Below are 20,292 nucleotides of genomic sequence, written 5' to 3'. Positions count from 1 at the left end.
CGGCGCCTGATGGTGTTGGCGTATGCGGTGAGTAATGATGCGCTGGCAGGCCCCTAACTCAGCATTCATGCTCCGCCGGAGTTGCATTCACTCCCGGCCCCTCTTGTGGTTATATTCCAGCCCATCCTCAGGTTTCTGCCTGAGGTCCCAGCGTTCAATGCTGGCGCGAATTGCCCGGCTAAGGAAACTCTGAAAAAGACTTCCTAATTTGGCAAAATCTCCGGACACCAGTCGCCGAGCTTTTCGATGATGAAACAGATGACCTTCGCCGACGCCGAGTATGCCGGCAAGCGCAAGCAGACCCGTAAGGAATTGTTCCTGATCGAGATGGATCAGGTGGTGCCCTGGAAAGGTTTGATTGCCCTGATTGAGCCCTATTATCCAAAAGGAGAAGGTGGCCGGCCCGCCTACCCACTGATGGCGATGCTGCGTGTTCATCTGATGCAGAACTGGTTCGGCTACAGCGATCCGGCGATGGAAGAAGCGCTGTATGAGACGACCATCCTGCGTCAGTTTTCAGGCCTGAGCCTGGAGCGAATTCCAGACGAAACCACCATTCTCAACTTCCGTCGTCTGCTGGAAAAGCACGAGTTGGCGACCGGGATTCTCGGCGTAATTAATGGTTATCTGGGCGACCGTGGCTTGTCGTTGCGTCAAGGCACCATCGTCGATGCCACGCTGATTCACGCGCCCAGTTCGACCAAGAACAAGGATGGCAAACGCGATCCTGAGATGCATCAAACCAAGAAAGGTAACCAGTACTATTTCGGCGCCAAGGCTCACATCGGCGCCGACGACGAGTCAGGCCTGGTGCACAGCGTGGTAGTAACAGCGGCCAATGTGGCAGACGTCACGCAGGTTGCCAAACTGCTGCACGGCGAGGAAAACGTAGTCTGCGCCGACGCAGGTTACACCGGGGTCGAGAAGCGCGAAGAACACGCTGGGCGCAAGGTCATTTGGCAGATTGCCGCCCGCCGCAGCACTTACAAAAAGCATGGAAAACGCAGTATTTTGTACAAGGCGATCCGCAAAATCGAGAAGGCCAAGGCCCAGGTTCGCGCCAAGGTCGAGCATCCGTTTCGGGTCATCAAACGCCAGTTTGGCTATGAAAAAGTGCGCTTTCGGGGCTTGGCCAAGAACACCGCGCAGATGGTGACGTTGTTCGCCCTGTCAAACCTGTGGATGGCCCGCCGACATTTGTTGGCGAGCGCAGGAGAGGTGTGCGTGTAATGCAGGAAATGGTTACCGCAAAAGGCTTTGCAGCGGCCGAAAGAGCTAAAAAGCGAAGATAATTGAGCAAATTTCGACATGCATCGTTTTTTGAAAAGTGCTGAGGACTCGGTAGCCGGAAAACATCCGGCTACTTCAGACCTTCCCAAGGAACCAAATCCGTCCAAAAGGCCACACAACGCGACACTTTTAATGAAAATTTGGTGGCTACATAACTTCAGCGTCAGTGGTCAAAAACCTCTTTAAGGAACGCTGCAAAAATAGCCAACCGCTCAGCAGGCCCGGCAAGAGGCTGGCTCGCTCATTACACAGCCGCGCAGAGACATCACTGCAGTTCGAACGCGAGGCGTGAGCGGCCAAACGGCACCTTGGCTGGACGCGCCACTGAGGCGGCCCTGTTGGAGGAGCGGATCCTCGCTCAAATATCAGCGTCGGTACGAAGATCAGGTGCAAGAGCTAAAGGTCGTATTGCGTCAGCAAACAACGCCTTGACCGCCAAGAAACACGGCCCAGTGCAACTCAACCGTGACAACGACTACATTCGGATGGACTAATTGCAGACATGAGAATCCCCAACGTCAATCTAAACGCATTGAGCACAAACCGGTCTTTCAGTGAAGAGGACCAGCTCAAGCGGACCGGGGATCAGCCGGAAGCCAGTACCGGCAACAGTTGCAATGAGCGGCAGCCGGCCAAACGGCGACGGGTGGAGCAGGATGAACCTGGAGCCGGTGGCCGCGCACGGGACAGGGACGCTCGGCAACAGCCTACCATTCACGCGCACTTGCGCAACGATATCACCGACCGACATCGTACCAAGTCCGAGCGGCCCCATGACAGAGCGCCCGCTGACGTCAGTGCATCGTCATCGCATCGTAGGCCACAAAGAACAACGCATGGCTGGGAGGCGCGCTTGGCCGAACACACGTTCGACCGGGCGGCAGGAAAACGACCTCGGGAAGAGCGAGAGCCGTATCGGCAGCCAAAGCGGCCAATGCATGACTTGGAGTGGACGGCGGCGGATCTTCACCAGGCCGAACATCAGCTCGATCCAGCTGCAAAAGAGCAGCTGCAGGAACAGCGAGAGCGGTATCGGAAATGGCTGAGTGCCCCCAGCCGAGTACCTCAGAACCACAACGCTCGCTTGTGCGTGTCGGTGGCAAAGGAAAACGCGCTGGCGCGTCACATCGGCTGCGGGCTGGCGCTGCCTTTCCTGGATGAGAGCGTCAACGCGCAAACCAATGCGCAGTGGCTCGACCAATACCTTCTGATGATTGCCAGTGCAAGGCGCGCCACAGGGGCAGGCGTAACGCATAGCGAGCTCGATCGTTGCACGGAGGTTGCGGCGCAGTATCTCTGCAAGACCAAGTGGTTTGACGGTGCATCGCTGACGCAGCTGGCCCATGTGGGCAACAAGCTGAGCAAGCATCCGAACCAGCAAGCGTGCATGGATGCAATCGCGTGGATCGCCGGACAGCTCAATCAGGCAGATGATTTATCGGGACTGGATGGCCGCCACTCAGTCCTATTCTTGAACGCCTTCGCCAAGAACTTCAACAGCGGCAGGTGTGAACGCGCGGTGGCTCGTCTGGCGCGTCACTTGCAACGTAACCACTCTGCCCGATCGTCTCTGGACGCGCAGCACATCGGCCTGGCACTCAATGCCTTCAGCAAGTGGCCCGACAATCCGGACTGCCAATCCATGGCGTACTTGCTTGCTGATATGCTTGCAAGCAACAGACGCTTGCGTCATGCGATGGATGGGCAGAGCGTCGCGAACGCGCTCAACGCCCTGAGCAAATGGCCCGACACACCGCACTGCGCGGACGCCGCCAACGCACTGGCCTTGAGGCTGGCCAATGATCGCAACTTGCGCTACGTCCTCAAACCGCAAGAATTCGGAAACACATTGAATGCCCTGAGCAAATGGCCTGACACGCCGGACTGCACTGCCGCCGTCAAGGCACTGGCCTCGCGACTGGCCGACGAGCGTGGTTTGCGCAGCGCCCTCGACCCGCAAGGCGTGGCCAACGCGCTCAATGCCCTGAGCAAATGGCCCGACACGCCAGACTGCGCGGACGCTGCCAACGCGCTGGCCTCGCGACTGGCCAACAATCGCGAGTTACGCAACGCCCTCACCCCGCAAGGCGTGGCTAACGTGCTCAATGCCCTGAGCAAATGGCCCGACACGCCGGACTGCGCGGACGCTGCCAACGCGCTGGCCTCGTGGCTGGCCGACGAGCGCGGTTTGCGCAACGCCCTTGACCCGCAAGAACTGACCAACGCGCTCAACGCCCTGAGCAAATGGCCTGACACGCCGGACTGCGCGGACGCTGCCAACGCACTGGCCTCGCGGCTGGCCAATGAGCGCAGCTTGCGTAACGCCCTCGACCCGCAAGGCGTGGCCAACGCGCTCAACGCCCTGAGCAAATGGCCCGACACGCCCCACTGCACTGCCGCCGTCAAGGCACTGGCCTCGCGACTGGCCAACAATCGCGAGTTACGCAACGCCCTCACCCCGCAAGGCGTGGCCAACGCGCTCAACGCCCTGAGCAAATGGCCCGACACACCGCACTGCGCGGACGCTGCCAACGCGCTGGCCTCACGGCTGGCCGACGAGCGCGGTTTGCGCAAAGCCCTCACCCCGCAAGAACTGGCCAACGCGCTCAACGCCCTGAGCAAATGGCCCGACACGCCGGACTGCGCGGCAGTCGCCAGCGCATTGGCCTCGCGACTGGCCAACAATCGCGAGTTACGCAACGCCCTCACCCCGCAAGAACTGGCCAACGCGCTCAACGCCCTGAGCAAATGGCCCGACACACCGCACTGCGCGGACGCTGCCAACGCGCTGGCATCGCGGCTGATCGACGCCCCTGGGTTGTGCAACGCCCTCAACCCGCAAGGTGTGGCCAACGCGCTCAACGCCCTGAGCAAATGGCCCAACACGCCAGACAGCAAGTACGCCGCCAACGCGCTGGCCTCACGGCTGGCCGACGAGCGCGGTTTGCGCAAAGCCCTCACCCCGCAAGAACTGGCCAACGCGCTCAACGCCCTGAGCAAATGGCCCGACACGCCGGACTGCGCGGCAGTCGCCAGCGCATTGGCCTCGCGACTGGCCAACAATCGCGAGTTACGCAACGCCCTCACCCCGCAAGAACTGGCCAACGCGCTCAACGCCCTGAGCAAATGGCCCGACACACCGGATTGCGCGAACGCGGCCAACGCACTGGCCTCGCGACTGGCCAATGATCGCCACTTGCTCAGCGCCCTCGACCCGCAAGGCGTGGCTAACGTGCTCAATGCCCTGAGTAAATGGCCCGACACGCCGGACTGCACTGCCGCCGTCAAGGCACTGGCCTCGCGACTGGCCAATGATCGCCACTTGCTCAACGCCCTCAACCCGCAACAGATGGCCAACGCGCTCAACGCCCTGAGTAAATGGCCCGACACGCCGGACTGCACTGCCGCCGCCAACGCGCTGGCCTCGCGACTGGCCAACAATCGCGAGTTACGCAACGCCCTCACCCCGCAAGGCGTGGCTAACGTGCTCAATGCCCTGAGCAAATGGCCCGACACGCCGGACTGCACTGCCGCCGTCAAGGCACTGGCCTCGCGACTGGCCAATGATCGCCACTTGCTCAGCGCCCTCGACCCGCAAGGCGTGGCTAACGTGCTCAATGCCCTGAGTAAATGGCCCGACACGCCGGACTGCACTGCCGCCGTCAAGGCACTGGCCTCGCGACTGGCCAATGATCGCCACTTGCTCAGCGCCCTCGACCCGCAAGGCGTGGCTAACGTGCTCAATGCCCTGAGTAAATGGCCCGACACGCCGGACTGCACTGCCGCCGTCAAGGCACTGGCCTCGCGACTGGCCAATGATCGCCACTTGCTCAACGCCCTCAACCCGCAAGGCGTGGCCAACACGCTCAACGCCCTGAGCAAATGGCCCGACGTGGACGTTAGCCAGGCCTCCGCTGACGCCTTGGCCTCGCGACTGGCCAATGATCGCGAGTTACGCAACGCCCTCAGTCATATCGGCGTGACTCAAGCACTCAACGCCTTGAGCAAATGGCCCGAACGTGCGAATTGCGAGAGTGCTACCGATGTCTTGGCCGGCAGGCTGGCGGAGGACAACGATCTGCGACAAGCCATGGATGAGCACCACGTGGCTGTGTCGCTCAATGCGCTGAGCAGATGCCTCGGAAGGCCGGCATGTCATTCGGCAGTGTTGCTGCTCGCCGAACGCGTCGGCTCGGCAGAGTTGCCGTGGCAGCAGTTCGAGATGCGTGGGCTCGCCATGGTGGCCAACGCGATGTCCCGTCTGCTGCACCTGGATGAGGAACAGTTCCAAATTTTGGGACGCGCCAAACTGCTGGCAATGGCCGGGCACCTGGAGCTGCACCGTGAGCGTTTTGAGTCTGCCTCCGCGCAAGACATTGGTATGCTCTTCAAGGCCCTTTCATCGGCGCAACTCCATCGCCAGATGCGTCCGCTGGCTCGGTCGGCCCTGGAGCGGGTTGCGGTGCTCGCGCAGGAAAACGGATTACGGGAAACCAACCTTGAGGGGCTCGGCAGCCTGTGCATGGGATTCTTGCCGTTGATCCGCAGCCCAGAGTTGACCTCTCGCCATCGGGGGCACGCATTGCGCGTGTTCAATACGTTGCAGCCCATCATCGAGCGCAAGATCGACTTGTACCTTACCGGCGGTGTCCCGCCGTCTTCGACCGACCTCGAACAATACGCCACTCGATGCCCGGCGCTGACCTTCTTCCAGGTACTCAAGGCTTACAGCATGGTGAGCCGGCAATGCAAGCCGCGCCACATCGAAGGCTCGCGCCAGGAAATTCGCCAACGTCGCGAAGAGTTGGGGAAATGGGTTGACAGGACGCTGGAGCGGACACGCGAGGCCATCGAGGAGGACCTCGGCGAGATGAGCTGGAACTTGATCGCGCAGATCGAGGCCGGTGACATCGTATTTGACGCCCTGGACCTGCGCATGGCGAAGGAAGCAGCGAAGATTACGCAGGCCCATCCACCGAGCCAGTTCGACCTTGACGCCGGGCGCCTGAGCATGCGGTCGGCACCCGGCGAGCCCGTTGCTCCGGCACCCGGCAACGGCAGCACGACCCACATCGTGGTCGATCTGCGCGGCAAGGAAGTGTCGACCAATGCGACCGAGACGAACAAGCCGTACTCGCTATTTACACGGCTGACGGGCTTGCCGCTGGTGGAGGTCCAACTGCCTGGGGCAATTTCGACGTTCATGCTCGCGCGTACGCTCACCTACCAGGACGAACCCTGGCGTTTTGACATGTTCGGCGGCAGCCGCGCCACGCGAGGCCACATGAGTCGCCCCGCCCAGTTGCTGTCCGGCACATCCGGAGCACCGTCGCTGCTGCCGGCAATGCGCTATACAGACACCGCGCCGGGCAGTAGCCTGATGCAGCTCATCGCCAAGCTTGCCCCGCAGCGCGAAGACTGGTCGCGGATGCAGCGCTCGCTACTAGAGATGGTGCCGACCGATCACGTCATTGAGGGCACACTGCGTCTGGGATTTTTTGAAGACGTCAGCGGCCCTGCGCACCCGTTCAAGCCAACAGCACCGGACGGGCATGCATTGGCGCTGTGCCCCAACGATGGTTGCGGCTTCCTGAAGCTGGAGGTGGCACTACGCATACCGGCCTTCCGTGAGTACTTCTCTGCCTGGCAAGCAGTGCAGGCCGGTGAGGCCAGCCAGAAGCAGCGTGACCTTATTGCCAAGGATAAGGGACCCACGCGGCTGGCACCGCAGGCGCTGCAGCACTTCCCACGTGACGAGGCGGCACTGCAGGAGGCGCACGAGGCGATGCAGCGCCGGTTGCAGGCGCTGCCGTCGGAGTTGAGTCAACTCACGTTATACGAACTGGCCACCAGCGGCGGCTACCAGGGCCAAAGAGTCAGGGCGGTGCCTGCTGCCGACGACAAGGTGCACCTACCGAGCGAGCGCAGCCAGACCTTCGACGCCGCAGGCGGCGCCTTGCTGATCGGCAAGCCGCCCTATGACAAGGAGAACCTGCTGCCCGTGCCGGAAGAACGCGTCGCGACAGTGGCGCAGAGCGACGCCACCGCCGAATTCCTCTCGCAGTCCTTTGGTATCCAGTACAGCTACACTGGCTTCGACGACGGATCGGGCAGCGACGCCGAGATGCTGCACAGCAAGGGCATGCTCATCGTGGTGCCATCAAAGAACTGGCCAGCCAATTTTGCGGACATGGATCTGGCCTGCTCGAAGGAGGACCTCAAGACCTTATCGCGCTGGACGACCGGTCGCGACCGCAGTGCCGTGCCGCAGGACATGCTCACCACCGGCAGCCTGCGGCTCAAGGACATCGTGGAGCCCGGACGCATGGGCGCACTGCCTATCCCGGAACTGCGCAAGCGCAACATGGACACCGACGGCGACGACGCGTTCGTGTACGCGGGCTACCCCAAGCTGGCCGCGCTGATTTCGCGCGAGATGGCCGATCGCGAGGTACGCCGCGGCCAGCCACGTTCCTTCAAGCCGCCGAAAACGGCCACGCCGGCCATTGATCCTGACAACGGCCATTACCAGGCGGGGCGGCTGTCCGAGATCATGTCTCTGCAACGTGGCGGCCAGATCATGGGGGCGGCCAGCACCTTGGCAGCGCGCTTCATGGCGCAGCCTGACCACCTGCGTGAGGCAATGGCGCGCAATATGATGTTCGGCACTTATGACGGCATTGAGCGCGACCTGCGTAACGGTCTACGTGTAGCACTCGACAGCAAAGCCAGAGATCCTCAGGTGTTGACGGAACTGCGCAACCAGGCATACAACGCCATCGGGCGCGCCCACCTGCCCGAGGCACGTGAAGCCGCCGAGCTCCTGCATGCACAACTGCTTCGACTGGAGCCGGGGGCATCATCGCGTGCCGAAATGCCGCCATTGCCGGATGCGCTGGGCGAGGCCTTCCCACGCCTCGCCCAGGCGTACCTTGCTGCGCCTGATACTGAGGCACGGATTCACGCCATCATCGACAACTACCCGGTGTGCAGGCTCTCGCACGCGCAATTCCCGGCAGGGCAACCGGGGCTCATCCCTGGAGAGCCGGAACTGAGCATGCGCAACCTCTTCACCATCGCGATCAAGGTGGGCACCGATGCGCTGAAGTCTGACACCGGCACTGCGCTGTTCGCCAAGATCGTTGAGTCGTGCGAACGATCCGAGCGAGGGTTCGCTGATCGGGTTCGCAGCGTACCGTATGGCAAGGTGACTGCCCGGGCCATGCACGATGGTCGCTTCGACGCCGAGCAGACCCAGATGGACCTGCAGAACATGCCGACGATGGCTGCGGGCGTCATGCAAGACGCGCTACACTCGCTGCAGCAAGCAGACCTGATCGACCCACCGCCACCGCCCGCCGAGCGCTTGCGCGCCGTGCAGCCAGAGGACATTGCGCTTGAGGCGCAGAGCTTACTGAAGCGTGCTCGCGAGATGGAACCTAGGGTCACTCACATGCTGAGGCGCGTCGCCGAGTCCCATGCTGGGCAACTGGCGGGCATGGACCATCAACTGAAGTCGGTCGGCTCGTTGAAGGAAAAGCTAAAGCAGCAGATGGCTGTGAAAAACAAGACCCTGGAAGAAGCCGTGGCCGGCGTGAACGATGCGTTGCGCTACAGCGTAGTACTGGATCCGCAGGATTTCACCGCTGGCTTGCGCGGTGTGCTGGCCTCGCTGGACGATCAGGGCCATGTGCGCGTCAAGCTGAACAACCTGTTTGCCAAGCACAAGCCAGCCTTTAAAGCGGTCAATGTCACTATGCGCAGTCCCGAAGGCGCGCTCTGGGAGATCCAGTTCCACACGCCTGACACCTTCAGGCTCAAGGAGCAATTCCATGATCTTTACAAGCACGGCTATGCGCTGCAGCTTCAGGGTGCCCCACTGACTGACCAGCGAGAAGTGCAGGCGCCCGCGCAAGACGCCTTCAGACTCGTGCCTTCGCCGCCAGAGTGCGACGATATCGACGACTGGGAGGAGGAGAACGTCCCGGCCTTGGCAATCACGGTTCCGGCTTTCAAATCCCAACCAAACAATCGCAAAGACGCCGCAAAATTCCGTGCAGGCGTGAGCAGCACACCGCAAGTGACGCTGTCACAGCAGAGGGTGCCAACTCGATGACCCCCTTGATAGCCTCTTCCTGAGCCGGTGGGCTTTTTCAAAAGCGGGCTGGGTGCTTCGTGACGATGAGTAGGTCAGCGCCATTGGCCTTGACCGACTAAGGTTGCGCCAGCTCGTCGCGGACCTTGATGGGGAGCCCGCAGAATTCGGAAAAAATCGTACTACAAGGGCTTCCCCATTGAGCACAAGCCCAATAGTTTCTGTTTGACTCCGCTGCATGTGCCGGATCGACGGAAAGAAGGTGAAGGACTGCAGTACTACAAACGGTCATCTTGAGCTGATCGCTCGGTAAGCCGGAATCCCAGAAATTTCCGTCATGGGCGGGAAGCGAGTACTGGTGCGAATTGACGCCAAACAGGTGTTTTACGACAACCTGCGTCAATGTAACCATGTATAACCGCCTGCTCCATTAGCACATATGTTCTAATGTGGGAATGTGTAGTCTTGGAGGTTATCCCATGAGTCGCTTAACCATCGACATAACAAACCAGCAGCACCAAAGCCTGAAAGCGCTGGCTGCCTTGCAGGGCAAGTCCATCAAGCAATATGCGCTGGAAAGACTGTTTCCGGGCGATGCTGATGCCAATCAGGCATGGGAAGAACTGAGAACCCTGCTCGGCGCACGTATTCACGAGGGACTTACCGGCAATGTGTCTGCCAAGAGCATCAGCAAAATTCTCGATGAAGAACTGATCGAGGGCAGCGCTTGACCGGCTACGTTCTCACCGCTGCGGCAGAATCCGATCTGCGGGGCATCGTCCGCTACACCCGTAAGCAATGGGGCGATGCGCAGGTGCGCCGCTACATCGCTACGTTGGAACAGGGGATCGCCAACCTCGCCGATGGCCGGGGTGTGTTCAAAGACATGAGTGCGCTTTTTCCGGCTCTACGGATGGGGCGGTACGAGCATCATTACGTCTTCTGCCTACCGCGTGAGGGAGCGCCTGCTCTGATCGTGGCTATTTTCCATGAGCGCATGGATCTGATGACACGACTGGTTGATCGGCTCAAAGAGTAATAGTCTGGGTAGCCATGATGGAAATAGCGGCTGTTTTCGATTGCAAGCCGCTACACCTAGCGGCCGTCACCACAATTCCGGCCATTAGACTGAAATCAGTTCAGCTTAACGTACTTCAAAATCCTTTTTCTGAGGCGCACCGTTGTTGATCGCGTCGTTCAGCCTCTTGGCCGGGACGAACTTGATGACTTTCTTGGCAGCGATTTCGATGGCAGCGCCAGTCGAGGGGTGGCGGCCAGTGCGGGCTGGGCGCTCTGCCACTTTCAGTTTGCCGATGCCCGGTAGAGTGATTTCTGCACCGTTGCCCAGCTGGTCGGCAACGATCTGTCCCAATTGATCAAGAGCCTTACCCGTGGTGTTTTTTGGCGCGTCGATAGCTTCTGCGATACCGGCGATGAATTGGTCTTTAGTCAGAGACATTATGGTGTTCCTTCCCTATCAAGTTCATTTGGATTGCAGAGTAAGGGGTCAGCTTGGGGCCGAGAACTGGGCAGCCTGCGGCTGCAAATCGCCCGTTCTTGCGATCGCGTAGCAGCAGAAACATCGATTTGAGCTTTGTCATGAGGCCCATTATTGATCATCATGAAGCCTGCTTACCCACCGCTGCTGCTTCAGATGAGTCCTGCCTACACACCTCGACCGCTCAAAAACCTCTTCACCACCAATCAATGCTGGGCACGCCTCCTCGAGGAGGGCGGCTTGCGCGACATCGAAGTCGAGTCCGTCAGCAAAATGCTGGCCTGCGGCACCTCGATCCTGGGCGTCAAACACTACACCTGCGGCAACGACAGCTGCCCGCACGCCAAATACCTGTGCAACACCTGCAGCTGCCGCGCCTGTCCATCCTGCGGCAAAAAAGCTACCGATCAGTGGATCGCCAATCAACAGCACCGCTTACCCGAGTGTACCTGGCAACACCTGGTGTTCACATTGCCTGACACCCTGTGGCCGCTGTTCTTTCATAACCGTCACTGGCTCGATGCCTTGTGTCGCCTGGCCGTCGACAACCTGCTCTATGCGGGCCGACGCCGGGGCGTGGAGGTGGGTGTTTTCTGCGCCATCCACACCTACGGCCGGCGACTTAACTGGCACCCACACATCCATGTCTCGGTCACCTTGGGTGGAATCGATGACGCAGGTGTCTGGAAAGATCTGTCGTTTCATCCATCAGCCTTGCGTCGACGCTGGATGTGGAATGTACGCCAGTACCTGCTCAGTCAGTGGGAGCACACCACCGTCCCACCTGAAAACGCTCATCTGCAGAGCGAAAATGACTGGCGTCACCTTGTGCTCAACGCCGGTGGTCAGCACTGGCACATCCACTTGTCGAAGAAGACGAAAAACGGCCGAAAGACCGTCAATTACCTGGGCCGCTACCTGAAAAAACCGCCCATCTCGGGCAGTCGTCTGGCGCACTACACCTCCGGAGCCACGTTGAGCTTCACCTACCTGGATCACCGCACCAAGACCTATCAGCAGGAAACGCTGAGCCAGACCGACATGCTGCGCCGGGTGGTGCAGCACATCCCGGAGAAGCACTTTCGGATGATCCGGTATTTTGGATTTCTGGCCAACCGCGTCTGTGGCCGACAGCTACCCCGGGTGTATGAGACGCTACGCGTGGAAAGGCGTGGCAAAGCGCAAAAACTGTATTTTGCGCAGATGAGCAAATCGTTCTTGCATCGGGATCCGTTCAGCTGCGTGCTCTGCGGAGCGCGGATGGTGTATACCGCAGCCATCGCCGGCCTGACGGTGCAGGGCTTGATCAACAACGCTCAAAGCATCGCGCAATTGAGGTACGTGCCGGCCTGATACGGGAGAGGTGCGTCCAAAATCTGGAAAAGGTACAATCTGGAAAAGGTACAGAAAAGTCGCTTTCAATCCATTTTTCGGCGTGGGTGATGGGTTAAAAAAGCTTTTTGCCGACATCGACGCCACGTTGGCATCACGCAGAGGGTGCCTTTTTAGGAGGATTACCCTGTATAGGAATTATTGAAATTCCTATGCATGAACAGTCCTACGCTGCCCCATTGTTGCAATGCCGGCCAAAACCCCAGCCAGACAACGGCCAGTGATGCGGGCAATACATTTTTTACAGTCAAGATCGATCCGTAATGATTTTCTTTCCACCACCCAGCACACAGAATCGCAAGGCCAATGATCATACCGAACAGCAGACGGCTTCCGGCATGAAAATCAAGACTGAGAGCCTTTGAAAACTTCCAAATAAAAAGGCATACAGCGATAACTGCGATAGCTATGCACGGCAGTACGAAATCATCCGAGTCATTACGTCGATTGTTCACGTTGCCACCCCCATAAGTCCTGATTTAAGTACGCCAAGGTGGGCAGTAAAACTGCTGAAAGCCACCAGAGCAGTGCGTCGCCCGAGGTAATTCTATGTAGGTCGACAGGATAAGCACACCCCATTATGAACCATCCTCATGTTCTGTGTTTAAGGGCTCTCCGGCTTGCGGCCCCTGCGGGACCGCAGATATCTGATGTACAGCGGATTGCACACCCGAGGCGCGGCCATCAGCAGGCTGACCTACAGGGGGGTAAGCGTGGCGGGATGTATCGAGGGAGCGCATTGCATAGCCAGGGCCAGGAAGGCACTGGTGGTGAGCATACAATTTCCTTCAAGTTTTGGATTGCGAAACAATGAACTCAGAAAGACTCTGCACTCCATTTTTACCGTACTTTTCTACTAAATACTGAGTAAATTTCGCTGCAGATACTTGTGTTCCAGTTGCATAGCTAACGGCAATTGCGTGCTGCGTAACTACGCTATAAAGGTCGGAGCCGATAAAAACAACCTTGCTGCCTGTTCCTGAATTAGGTCTTCGTTCAGGGATTGGTTCTTCAGAGGTATCTGGGTCAATCGCACTCATGGCGTCTCCTTTTAAAACTATGTCCCAAGCATGATCGTAACAAACTCAGGGAGTTGGCTATTTAGCCAAGTCTATGGCTTCTAATTGAAACAAGTATCAGAGTTGCTAGCTTCAACAATAGCGTCTATAACTAAACGCTATTGGTGAAGCCTCAGCAATAAAGAATTAGCTGAAGGCTTTACATAAATATTAATAGCCACGAATTCCCGCTATTACTCCATTTCACAGCCCTGACCGCGCTGAACCGAAGGAGGCCCTCGTGGACCGAGGCTCACTGTGCTCGATCGCGTAACAGGATCTGGCGTCTGAGGCCCGCCGGTGACCGGCTAAATCAACGTAAAGAGCGGCATTACAAGTGGAGCTACCAGCCACAGGGGAATGGCATAGCTGGACGTTTATCCAGCTGATGTGCCCGCTGCTAAAACCTGCTTCGAGCCTCCACCTAGTGCTAGAGTAGCACCAAAAATCATGAATTCGTATACGTTTCTTGTATTTGATTAATGTTTTTATGACCATGAGGTTGTTTTTTCCAGAAAAAACAAGAGCCTATGAAAAAAAATTCTCATTCCGCCAAAAAAAAATCTATTGTTAGCGTCTAACCCTACCCAACCTATGGAAGGTCCGACGTGAGCACTCAGGCAACACTCTCAAGCCGCTTGAAAGCGGTGCTTAGTGAACTGCACATTAGCCAGAAGGAGGCCGCAACGAGGTGTGGTCTACCAGAGCAAACCATTAGCAACATCCTCACTAAAAATATGGATGAGACAAAAACAGCAGGCCGCATAGCCATGGGCTTAGGCATTAGTCTGGAATGGCTTGTATATGGAACAGGCCAACCGTTTGGCCAAACCGTTAAATGGATACCAATAATTGATAGTTTCTACGCCCTAGGTCTTTTTTTGACAGAGAGCAGTATTAGAAGTAAGACCGAATATATTGCAAGCGAAAGAGACTACGGACCCAAAGCCTTTGCTTGGAAACTGGATAACGGAACAATAGTAATCTGTGGGGAGCATGAAAAAATAATAGATCCTGCTAACCATTCTTATCTTTTGATAAACGATGAAACGTCAATGATTTCTGAAAACTCAGCGGAAGCTAGAAAGTACCTGCACCTAATTTGCGAATTAAGAACATGTTACGACCTTGTAAAGACTGGTAACTAAATCTCAAGTGCTCAGGCACATCCAAAATGTGTATTTTAATTATAAATGCACTGATCTATATGAAGAATTGATCAGTGCATCTAAAATATACTTATCCCTTTAAATACCTAAACCCCTCAATCTGCACTCTTAATCTTAGTCCAAACTCGTGTGCGGATTCTTTCTAATTTTAGAGGCGACGGCTCAAGTGGAAATAGCTTAGCTATAGTAGCTTTGTCTAGATAGACCCATGGGTTTTCACGTAGTTTTTTGTCTACCAAGACAGTGGCATCTGTATTAGCATTGGGATAAAGAGTAAAATTCGAAATTTTCGTTATGACGTCTGGTCGCATTATATAGTTAATAAAGGCCAAGCCTTCTTTTGGATGAGGCGCGTCCTTAAGCAAAACCATATTTTCAGACCACACTAGGGAAACTCTGAAAAAGACTTCCTAATTTGGCAAAATCTCCGGACACCAGTCGCCGAGCTTTTCGATGATGAAACAGATGACCTTCGCCGACGCCGAGTATGCCGGCAAGCGCAAGCAGACCCGTAAGGAATTGTTCCTGATCGAGATGGATCAGGTGGTGCCCTGGAAAGGTTTGATTGCCCTGATTGAGCCCTATTATCCAAAAGGAGAAGGTGGCCGGCCCGCCTACCCACTGATGGCGATGCTGCGTGTTCATCTGATGCAGAACTGGTTCGGCTACAGCGATCCGGCGATGGAAGAAGCGCTGTATGAGACGACCATCCTGCGTCAGTTTTCAGGCCTGAGCCTGGAGCGAATTCCAGACGAAACCACCATTCTCAACTTCCGTCGTCTGCTGGAAAAGCACGAGTTGGCGACCGGGATTCTCGGCGTAATTAATGGTTATCTGGGCGACCGTGGCTTGTCGTTGCGTCAAGGCACCATCGTCGATGCCACGCTGATTCACGCGCCCAGTTCGACCAAGAACAAGGATGGCAAACGCGATCCTGAGATGCATCAAACCAAGAAAGGTAACCAGTACTATTTCGGCGCCAAGGCTCACATCGGCGCCGACGACGAGTCAGGCCTGGTGCACAGCGTGGTAGTAACAGCGGCCAATGTGGCAGACGTCACGCAGGTTGCCAAACTGCTGCACGGCGAGGAAAACGTAGTCTGCGCCGACGCAGGTTACACCGGGGTCGAGAAGCGCGAAGAACACGCTGGGCGCAAGGTCATTTGGCAGATTGCCGCCCGCCGCAGCACTTACAAAAAGCATGGAAAACGCAGTATTTTGTACAAGGCGATCCGCAAAATCGAGAAGGCCAAGGCCCAGGTTCGCGCCAAGGTCGAGCATCCGTTTCGGGTCATCAAACGCCAGTTTGGCTATGAAAAAGTGCGCTTTCGGGGCTTGGCCAAGAACACCGCGCAGATGGTGACGTTGTTCGCCCTGTCAAACCTGTGGATGGCCCGCCGACATTTGTTGGCGAGCGCAGGAGAGGTGTGCGTGTAATGCAGGAAATGGTTACCGCAAAAGGCTTTGCAGCGGCCGAAAGAGCTAAAAAGCGAAGATAATTGAGCAAATTTCGACATGCATCGTTTTTTGAAAAGTGCTGAGGACTCGGTAGCCGGAAAACATCCGGCTACTTCAGACCTTCCCTAACGGCTTCAAATATTCGCGATGTGAATGCATGCAGTACTCGTCCTTGATAAGATGCTAACAGTACCAGTGTCTTGACATGAAAGGCAGCCTGTTGCTGCGCTATTTCCGGTTCGTTCAACTCACTTCAAAAATGCAGCGCATGCTGCTCTGGTTAGATAGAGCTCTGATCGCGACGAATCCCGAGCCAAGTCAATTCCCCAGAGCAGTTGTCCAAGCAGGCATGTAGCTGGGTTCAATAAAAATGTAGGCCAAGATAATAAGTGTGGTCATCAGTACCAGCCAGCCCCTCCCCGAAAAAAGAAAAGTCACTCGTGTCAACCATGTCCATAACGGCTGAACAAAACTCGGGCTACGCTGGTTCATGAGTGCTAGGTAGTGGATCAGCACGAAAGCCATACACACAGTGGTGGTTAGAACTAGGACCATGCCGAGCATCTGAAAAAATATAAGCATGCGTCCATACTCAGATAATTGATTAACATAGAAGTCCAGAGGGGTTGTCGCTGCTGAACCGCCCCGGGTTTCTCGGAGACTCCAACCTTTGAGAGGATGGAGCGATGAAAAAACTACCGAAGTACTCCCCCAGAGGTCCGTGAGCGGGCCATCAGGATGGTTTTCGAACACCTTCCTGAGTACGAGTCGCAGTGGGCCACCATCAGTGCCATTGCCCCCAAGATCGGCTGCACGCCCGAGACATTACGGCTGTGGGTTCGCCAATCTGAGCGCAACAGCGGCCAGCGTGATGGGCTGAGCACAGTCGAACGTGAGCGAGTCAAGCTGTTGGAGCGTGAGAACCGTCAGTTGCGTCAAGCTAACGAGATCTTGCGTAAGGCCTCAGCCTATTTTGCCCAGGCGGAGCTCGACCGCCCATTCAAACGATGAAGACGTTTATTGATGAAAACCGCCAGTCTTAAGGGGTCGAGCCGATTTGCAAGGTGTTGCCAATCGCCCCGTCGACGTACTACCGGTACGCTGCTCAGCAGGCTGACCCCAGCCAGCAGTCAGCGCGTGCGCAGCGTGACCAGGAACTGGGTGAGCACATCCAGCGAGTCTGGGATGAGCACTTCCATGTATATGGCGTGCGCAAGGTCTGGCGACAGTTGCTGCGTGAAGGCCAGCAAGTCGCCCGCTGTACGGTGCAACGCCTGATGGGAGAGCTGGGCCTGCAAGGCGTGGTACGCGGCAAGCCTGTCAAGACGACGGTCAGCGACCAAGCCAGGCCGTGCCCGCAGGATCATGTCAACCGTCAGTTTGTGGCTGAGTGCCCGAACGCCCTATGGGTATCGGACTTTACCTACGTCAGTACCTGGCAGGGTTTTGTTTACGTGGCCTTCATCGTTGATGTCTTTGCCCGATTCATCGTCGGTTGGAAGGTGTCCAGTTCAGCGCGTACCGATTTTGTACTCGATGCACTGGAGCAAGCCCTTTACGCCCGTCGCCCAGTCAAGCAGGGTGGACTCATTCACCACAGTGACCGTGGCGTGCAGTACGTGTCCATTCGCTATACCGAGCGTCTTGTCGAAGCCGGTATTGAGCCATCGGTCGGGAGTGTCGGTGACTCTTACGACAATGCCTTGGCTGAGACCATCAATGGTCTTTACAAGGCTGAAGTGATTCATCGACGCTCTTGGCCCACACGGGGGGCGGTGGAGCTGGAAACGCTGAAATGGGTGGACTGGTTCAATCACCGCCGCCTGCTGGAGCCAATCGGTCATATTCCACCGGTCGAGGCAGAAGCCATCTATTATCAGCAACTCACCGAGTCTGCCCACGTGGCATGACTCAAACAAAAGGGTCTCCGAGAAACCCGGGGCGGTTCACTGCTGCTAAAGGTGGAAGTTTAGGGTCGAGCGAGCTAGTGGCCAAGTTCAAAAGAAAATAATTCGTAGCCAAAGCAGCTATAGGGGTAAGAATGTAAAGTAACCAGCTGCTTGAATTAAATTGACCTTTCAGAATGGATAGTATGGCGGCCGTAAGGCTGAAAGCAAGCACGCTAGTAATGATCACTATGAACACGTAGCGAATGTATTCTACGTAAACTACGTACTTCCAAATAAAAAATAGCATCGCAATAGCGGAAAATAATAGGATCGCTCCTGCGCCGCTGTCATCACTGGTACTTTTATGCTGCTTGTTATGAACCACAATATTTGTGGTCACAAATATGCGTGTAGTCTGGATGACTGTCACTGGCGCTTCTTCACTAGGTGGAGCATTGAAGCCGGCAAAAGCCATGCCCACGATGGCACCCATAAGAGGCCCCCAAATCCAAGCCTCCATGTGCGCATTAGTCATTAAATCCCAAATCTGTTGCATCCCCACTCCTATCATCCGGTCCCTGATCAACTCTGCGCTTAGCCAGAGCTGTTCGCGTGGCCTCGAGCTGTACTGAAAATTAAACCTTATTACGCCAATATCGAATCGTCACCGGCGCTACATTGTCTGCTCGAGTCAGAAGCGCTTTATGTCGGCATGCTTCTTTGACCCAAGCCAGACCAACATGCTTTTCATAAGCCCTGTAGAGAAACTCGCTTACCCATATATGTCAGGCCTTCTGGCGAGCCGATAACTTTGAATGCATTCTTGTAACCATAGAACTGGCCTGGTTGCTTTTCATCAGGAATATTGTCAAGACCATTTACTACTGCCGTGTTGCCACCGAATGATAAGAATTGTGGGGCATAAGGAGATGCACCGTCTGATACATAAAGTATGGGCGTTGGATTTTCTCGAGGCTGGCACCAGGAGTAATAGGAATGCACCACGCCAGCGAGTACCTCGCTGGCTGGATCGCTTCTCGAGAAGAGGACAATATATGGGCGCCAAATGCTCTCGTGTACACATGATACACCAAGTGAAAAGTTGCGCTCCGCTAGCTCGCCAATCAGGTGTAGAACAACTTTGGCTGTATCCTCATCAAGTTTTTTTGAGAAGGAAGCCATTTTAGTTTCGTCATCGAGCCATAAAGGCTGCCCACACCCATAGATCAGATGATTTACGGCTTCTTTTACAGAGTCGAATGGGATGGAATCAAAGTTCTTTGATTGGGTTACCTGTCTGCGCGACTTGGCATTTTCAAAGGCGCTCGTGGTTAGAGATATTGCCCAATTAGTCCGTTGTAGACTTGACTGAATCTCGGGGTCCAAAACATTCAAAATTGACGAAATCCAGCATCTAGAATCTGTGCATAGCGAAACAGGAAGAGTTTTTTCTCGCAAGTCCAGTGAACGGAATCCTTCGAAGATTTCATCAAGCCCTAGCGCCTTGATCCCGTCGTAGATCAGGGTTTCCTGAACTGACTCTGCCTGTGTTTCTAACAAGATCAGGCCCGGCAACTTTCGAGTACTCATTTCCTCAAACAGGAGGGTAAGGGCAGGGGTAATAGAGTGCCGTTGATTGCCCGTGAATACCACAGGACCATTCTCTGAGTACTCAAGACCAAGCTGGTATAAAGCACTCAATGCTGCTTGATGGTTATCGCTGCGCCCAAAAATCGTCCAGAAAGGTGCGTGTTTATTCAGTCCTAACCGTTGAGATATATTTTCGACATCGGCAAGTGAGCGGAATCCGCGAGACACTGCCACGGCTTGCTGGCATACCTTCAGTGGATACTCGGTACCAAAAACCAGCTGGGAGTTTTTTTGGAGACGCTTGGCATCACGCTTCAATGCCGATACGTTACGAACAACGGACGCAGTAAGACTGCGAATTAGAGAAAACGCCATTTTTTAGCCTTTGATGCCTACGTGGGCACCTTACGGTCAGAAAAATTGGCCCGCAGAGAGATGAGACTTCATGCAGAGACCATTTATTAAAGCAGTGCGTCCCTCTCAGGTTTCAATGCGCCGCACCAGCGCAGTTGTAACGGTAGCTCAAAGCTTTCTCAATGTGCAAGGTAAAGCCATGCTTTACACCGTCGGATTTTGACGGCTTGGTGACCGCTGTTTTGTGTTGACCATCATTTTCCGTTCAGGCTTGAAGGACTCGTCATGAACATCATCGCTACCTCCAGGCTTCAGCCCTGAGACAAGGGAAAATTGGTCGAGCAGACGCGTCGACTCCGGCTGAGAGGTATCTCTACCATCGGCAGCAATCTTCCAGTCTGCGACTTAATCTAGTTCGGCGTGCGTGACGTCGCTCATGGCGAGCACGTATCATCCCAAGTCATTGTGTACAGCAGAAAACTCAGTGCCCATTACAGTT

At 56.1% G+C, this 20,292-nt stretch carries 12 protein-coding genes, 4 pseudogenes and 1 other annotated feature; of the genes and pseudogenes, 8 read left to right on the top strand and 8 right to left on the bottom strand.

All coding sequences use genetic code 11. The features are described from left to right. Positions 1-249: 249 nt before the first annotated feature. The 4 genes from LJU29_RS24455 to LJU29_RS24440 all read left to right on the top strand — a co-directional run bounded on the left by LJU29_RS24455 (position 250) and on the right by LJU29_RS24440 (position 10,424). Complete coding sequence (locus LJU29_RS24455) at positions 250-1,230, top strand: IS5-like element ISPsy2 family transposase (protein WP_257112865.1); 981 nt, start codon at positions 250-252, stop codon at positions 1,228-1,230. 562 nt (positions 1,231-1,792) lie between these two features. Continuing rightward, complete coding sequence (xopAD, locus tag LJU29_RS24450; protein ID WP_257111293.1) at positions 1,793-9,406, top strand: XopAD/skwp family type III secretion system effector; 7,614 nt, start codon at positions 1,793-1,795, stop codon at positions 9,404-9,406. A gap of 458 nt (positions 9,407-9,864) precedes the next feature. Continuing rightward, the gene (locus LJU29_RS24445) at positions 9,865-10,116 is read left to right on the top strand and encodes a type II TA system antitoxin, ParD family (protein ID WP_004643047.1); all 252 of its coding nucleotides are present in this window, start codon (positions 9,865-9,867) and stop codon (positions 10,114-10,116) included. Further along, a complete protein-coding gene (locus LJU29_RS24440) occupies positions 10,113-10,424 on the top strand; it encodes a type II toxin-antitoxin system RelE/ParE family toxin (protein ID WP_053486599.1) in 312 nt (103 codons plus the stop codon). The genes LJU29_RS24445 and LJU29_RS24440 overlap by 4 nt, the downstream gene beginning before the upstream one ends. Positions 10,425-10,529: 105 nt before the next feature. Here LJU29_RS24440 and LJU29_RS24435 read toward each other — a convergent pair whose 3' ends face one another. Then, positions 10,530-10,844, bottom strand: coding sequence for an HU family DNA-binding protein (locus LJU29_RS24435; RefSeq protein ID WP_005758826.1), 315 nt, complete (start codon positions 10,842-10,844; stop codon positions 10,530-10,532). Positions 10,845-11,006: 162 nt separating this feature from the next. On the opposite strand from LJU29_RS24435, the gene LJU29_RS24430 reads away from it, so the two are divergent. Further along, a complete protein-coding gene (locus LJU29_RS24430) occupies positions 11,007-12,236 on the top strand; it encodes an IS91 family transposase (protein WP_257112866.1) in 1,230 nt (409 codons plus the stop codon). 161 nt (positions 12,237-12,397) lie between these two features. Here the strand turns inward: LJU29_RS24430 and LJU29_RS24425 are convergent, their stop codons facing one another. From LJU29_RS24425 to LJU29_RS24410, 4 genes and pseudogenes are all read right to left on the bottom strand, one after another. Then, complete coding sequence (locus LJU29_RS24425; protein ID WP_257111292.1) at positions 12,398-12,730, bottom strand: hypothetical protein; 333 nt, start codon at positions 12,728-12,730, stop codon at positions 12,398-12,400. Between the two features lie 123 nt (positions 12,731-12,853). Further along, positions 12,854-12,988: pseudogene (locus LJU29_RS24420) on the bottom strand (replication initiation protein); the annotation flags it as partial. Then, positions 12,976-13,053 (bottom strand): annotated as a pseudogene (locus tag LJU29_RS24415) (lytic transglycosylase domain-containing protein); the annotation flags it as partial. The pseudogenes LJU29_RS24415 and LJU29_RS24420, both read right to left, overlap by 13 nt. A gap of 10 nt (positions 13,054-13,063) precedes the next feature. Next, positions 13,064-13,315, bottom strand: coding sequence for a hypothetical protein (locus LJU29_RS24410; protein ID WP_257111291.1), 252 nt, complete (start codon positions 13,313-13,315; stop codon positions 13,064-13,066). A gap of 626 nt (positions 13,316-13,941) precedes the next feature. Between LJU29_RS24410 and LJU29_RS24405 the strand changes: the two genes are divergently transcribed. After that, positions 13,942-14,481 carry a helix-turn-helix transcriptional regulator gene (locus LJU29_RS24405; protein WP_044424039.1) on the top strand — a complete coding sequence of 180 codons (540 nt, stop codon included), beginning with the start codon at positions 13,942-13,944 and terminating at the stop codon, positions 14,479-14,481. A gap of 116 nt (positions 14,482-14,597) precedes the next feature. Here the strand turns inward: LJU29_RS24405 and LJU29_RS24400 are convergent. Then, positions 14,598-14,894: pseudogene (locus LJU29_RS24400) on the bottom strand (polyamine ABC transporter substrate-binding protein); the annotation flags it as partial. A gap of 64 nt (positions 14,895-14,958) precedes the next feature. Here LJU29_RS24400 and LJU29_RS24395 point away from each other — a divergent pair. Next, the gene (locus LJU29_RS24395) at positions 14,959-15,939 is read left to right on the top strand and encodes an IS5-like element ISPsy2 family transposase (RefSeq protein ID WP_257112865.1); all 981 of its coding nucleotides are present in this window, start codon (positions 14,959-14,961) and stop codon (positions 15,937-15,939) included. Positions 15,940-16,646: 707 nt separating this feature from the next. Then, a pseudogene (locus LJU29_RS24390) lies at positions 16,647-17,870 on the top strand (IS3-like element IS51 family transposase). Then, positions 16,926-17,042 (top strand) — a sequence feature (AL1L pseudoknot). It overlaps the preceding pseudogene by 117 nt. A gap of 1 nt (position 17,871) precedes the next feature. Here the strand turns inward: LJU29_RS24390 and LJU29_RS24385 are convergent. Beyond that, entirely contained in the window at positions 17,872-18,405 is a 534-nt protein-coding gene (locus LJU29_RS24385; protein ID WP_257111290.1) for a hypothetical protein, read from the bottom strand. A 191-nt stretch (positions 18,406-18,596) separates the two neighbouring features. After that, positions 18,597-19,814: a hypothetical protein gene (locus LJU29_RS24380; protein ID WP_257111289.1), complete on the bottom strand. Its 1,218-nt coding sequence runs from the start codon at positions 19,812-19,814 to the stop codon at positions 18,597-18,599. Between the last annotated feature and the right edge of the window lie 478 nt (positions 19,815-20,292).

The sequence above is a fragment of the Pseudomonas ficuserectae genome, from assembly GCF_024584585.1.
Taxonomy (GTDB): Bacteria; Pseudomonadota; Gammaproteobacteria; order Pseudomonadales; family Pseudomonadaceae; genus Aquipseudomonas; species Aquipseudomonas amygdali.
This window is presented reverse-complemented; position numbering and strand designations above follow the sequence as displayed.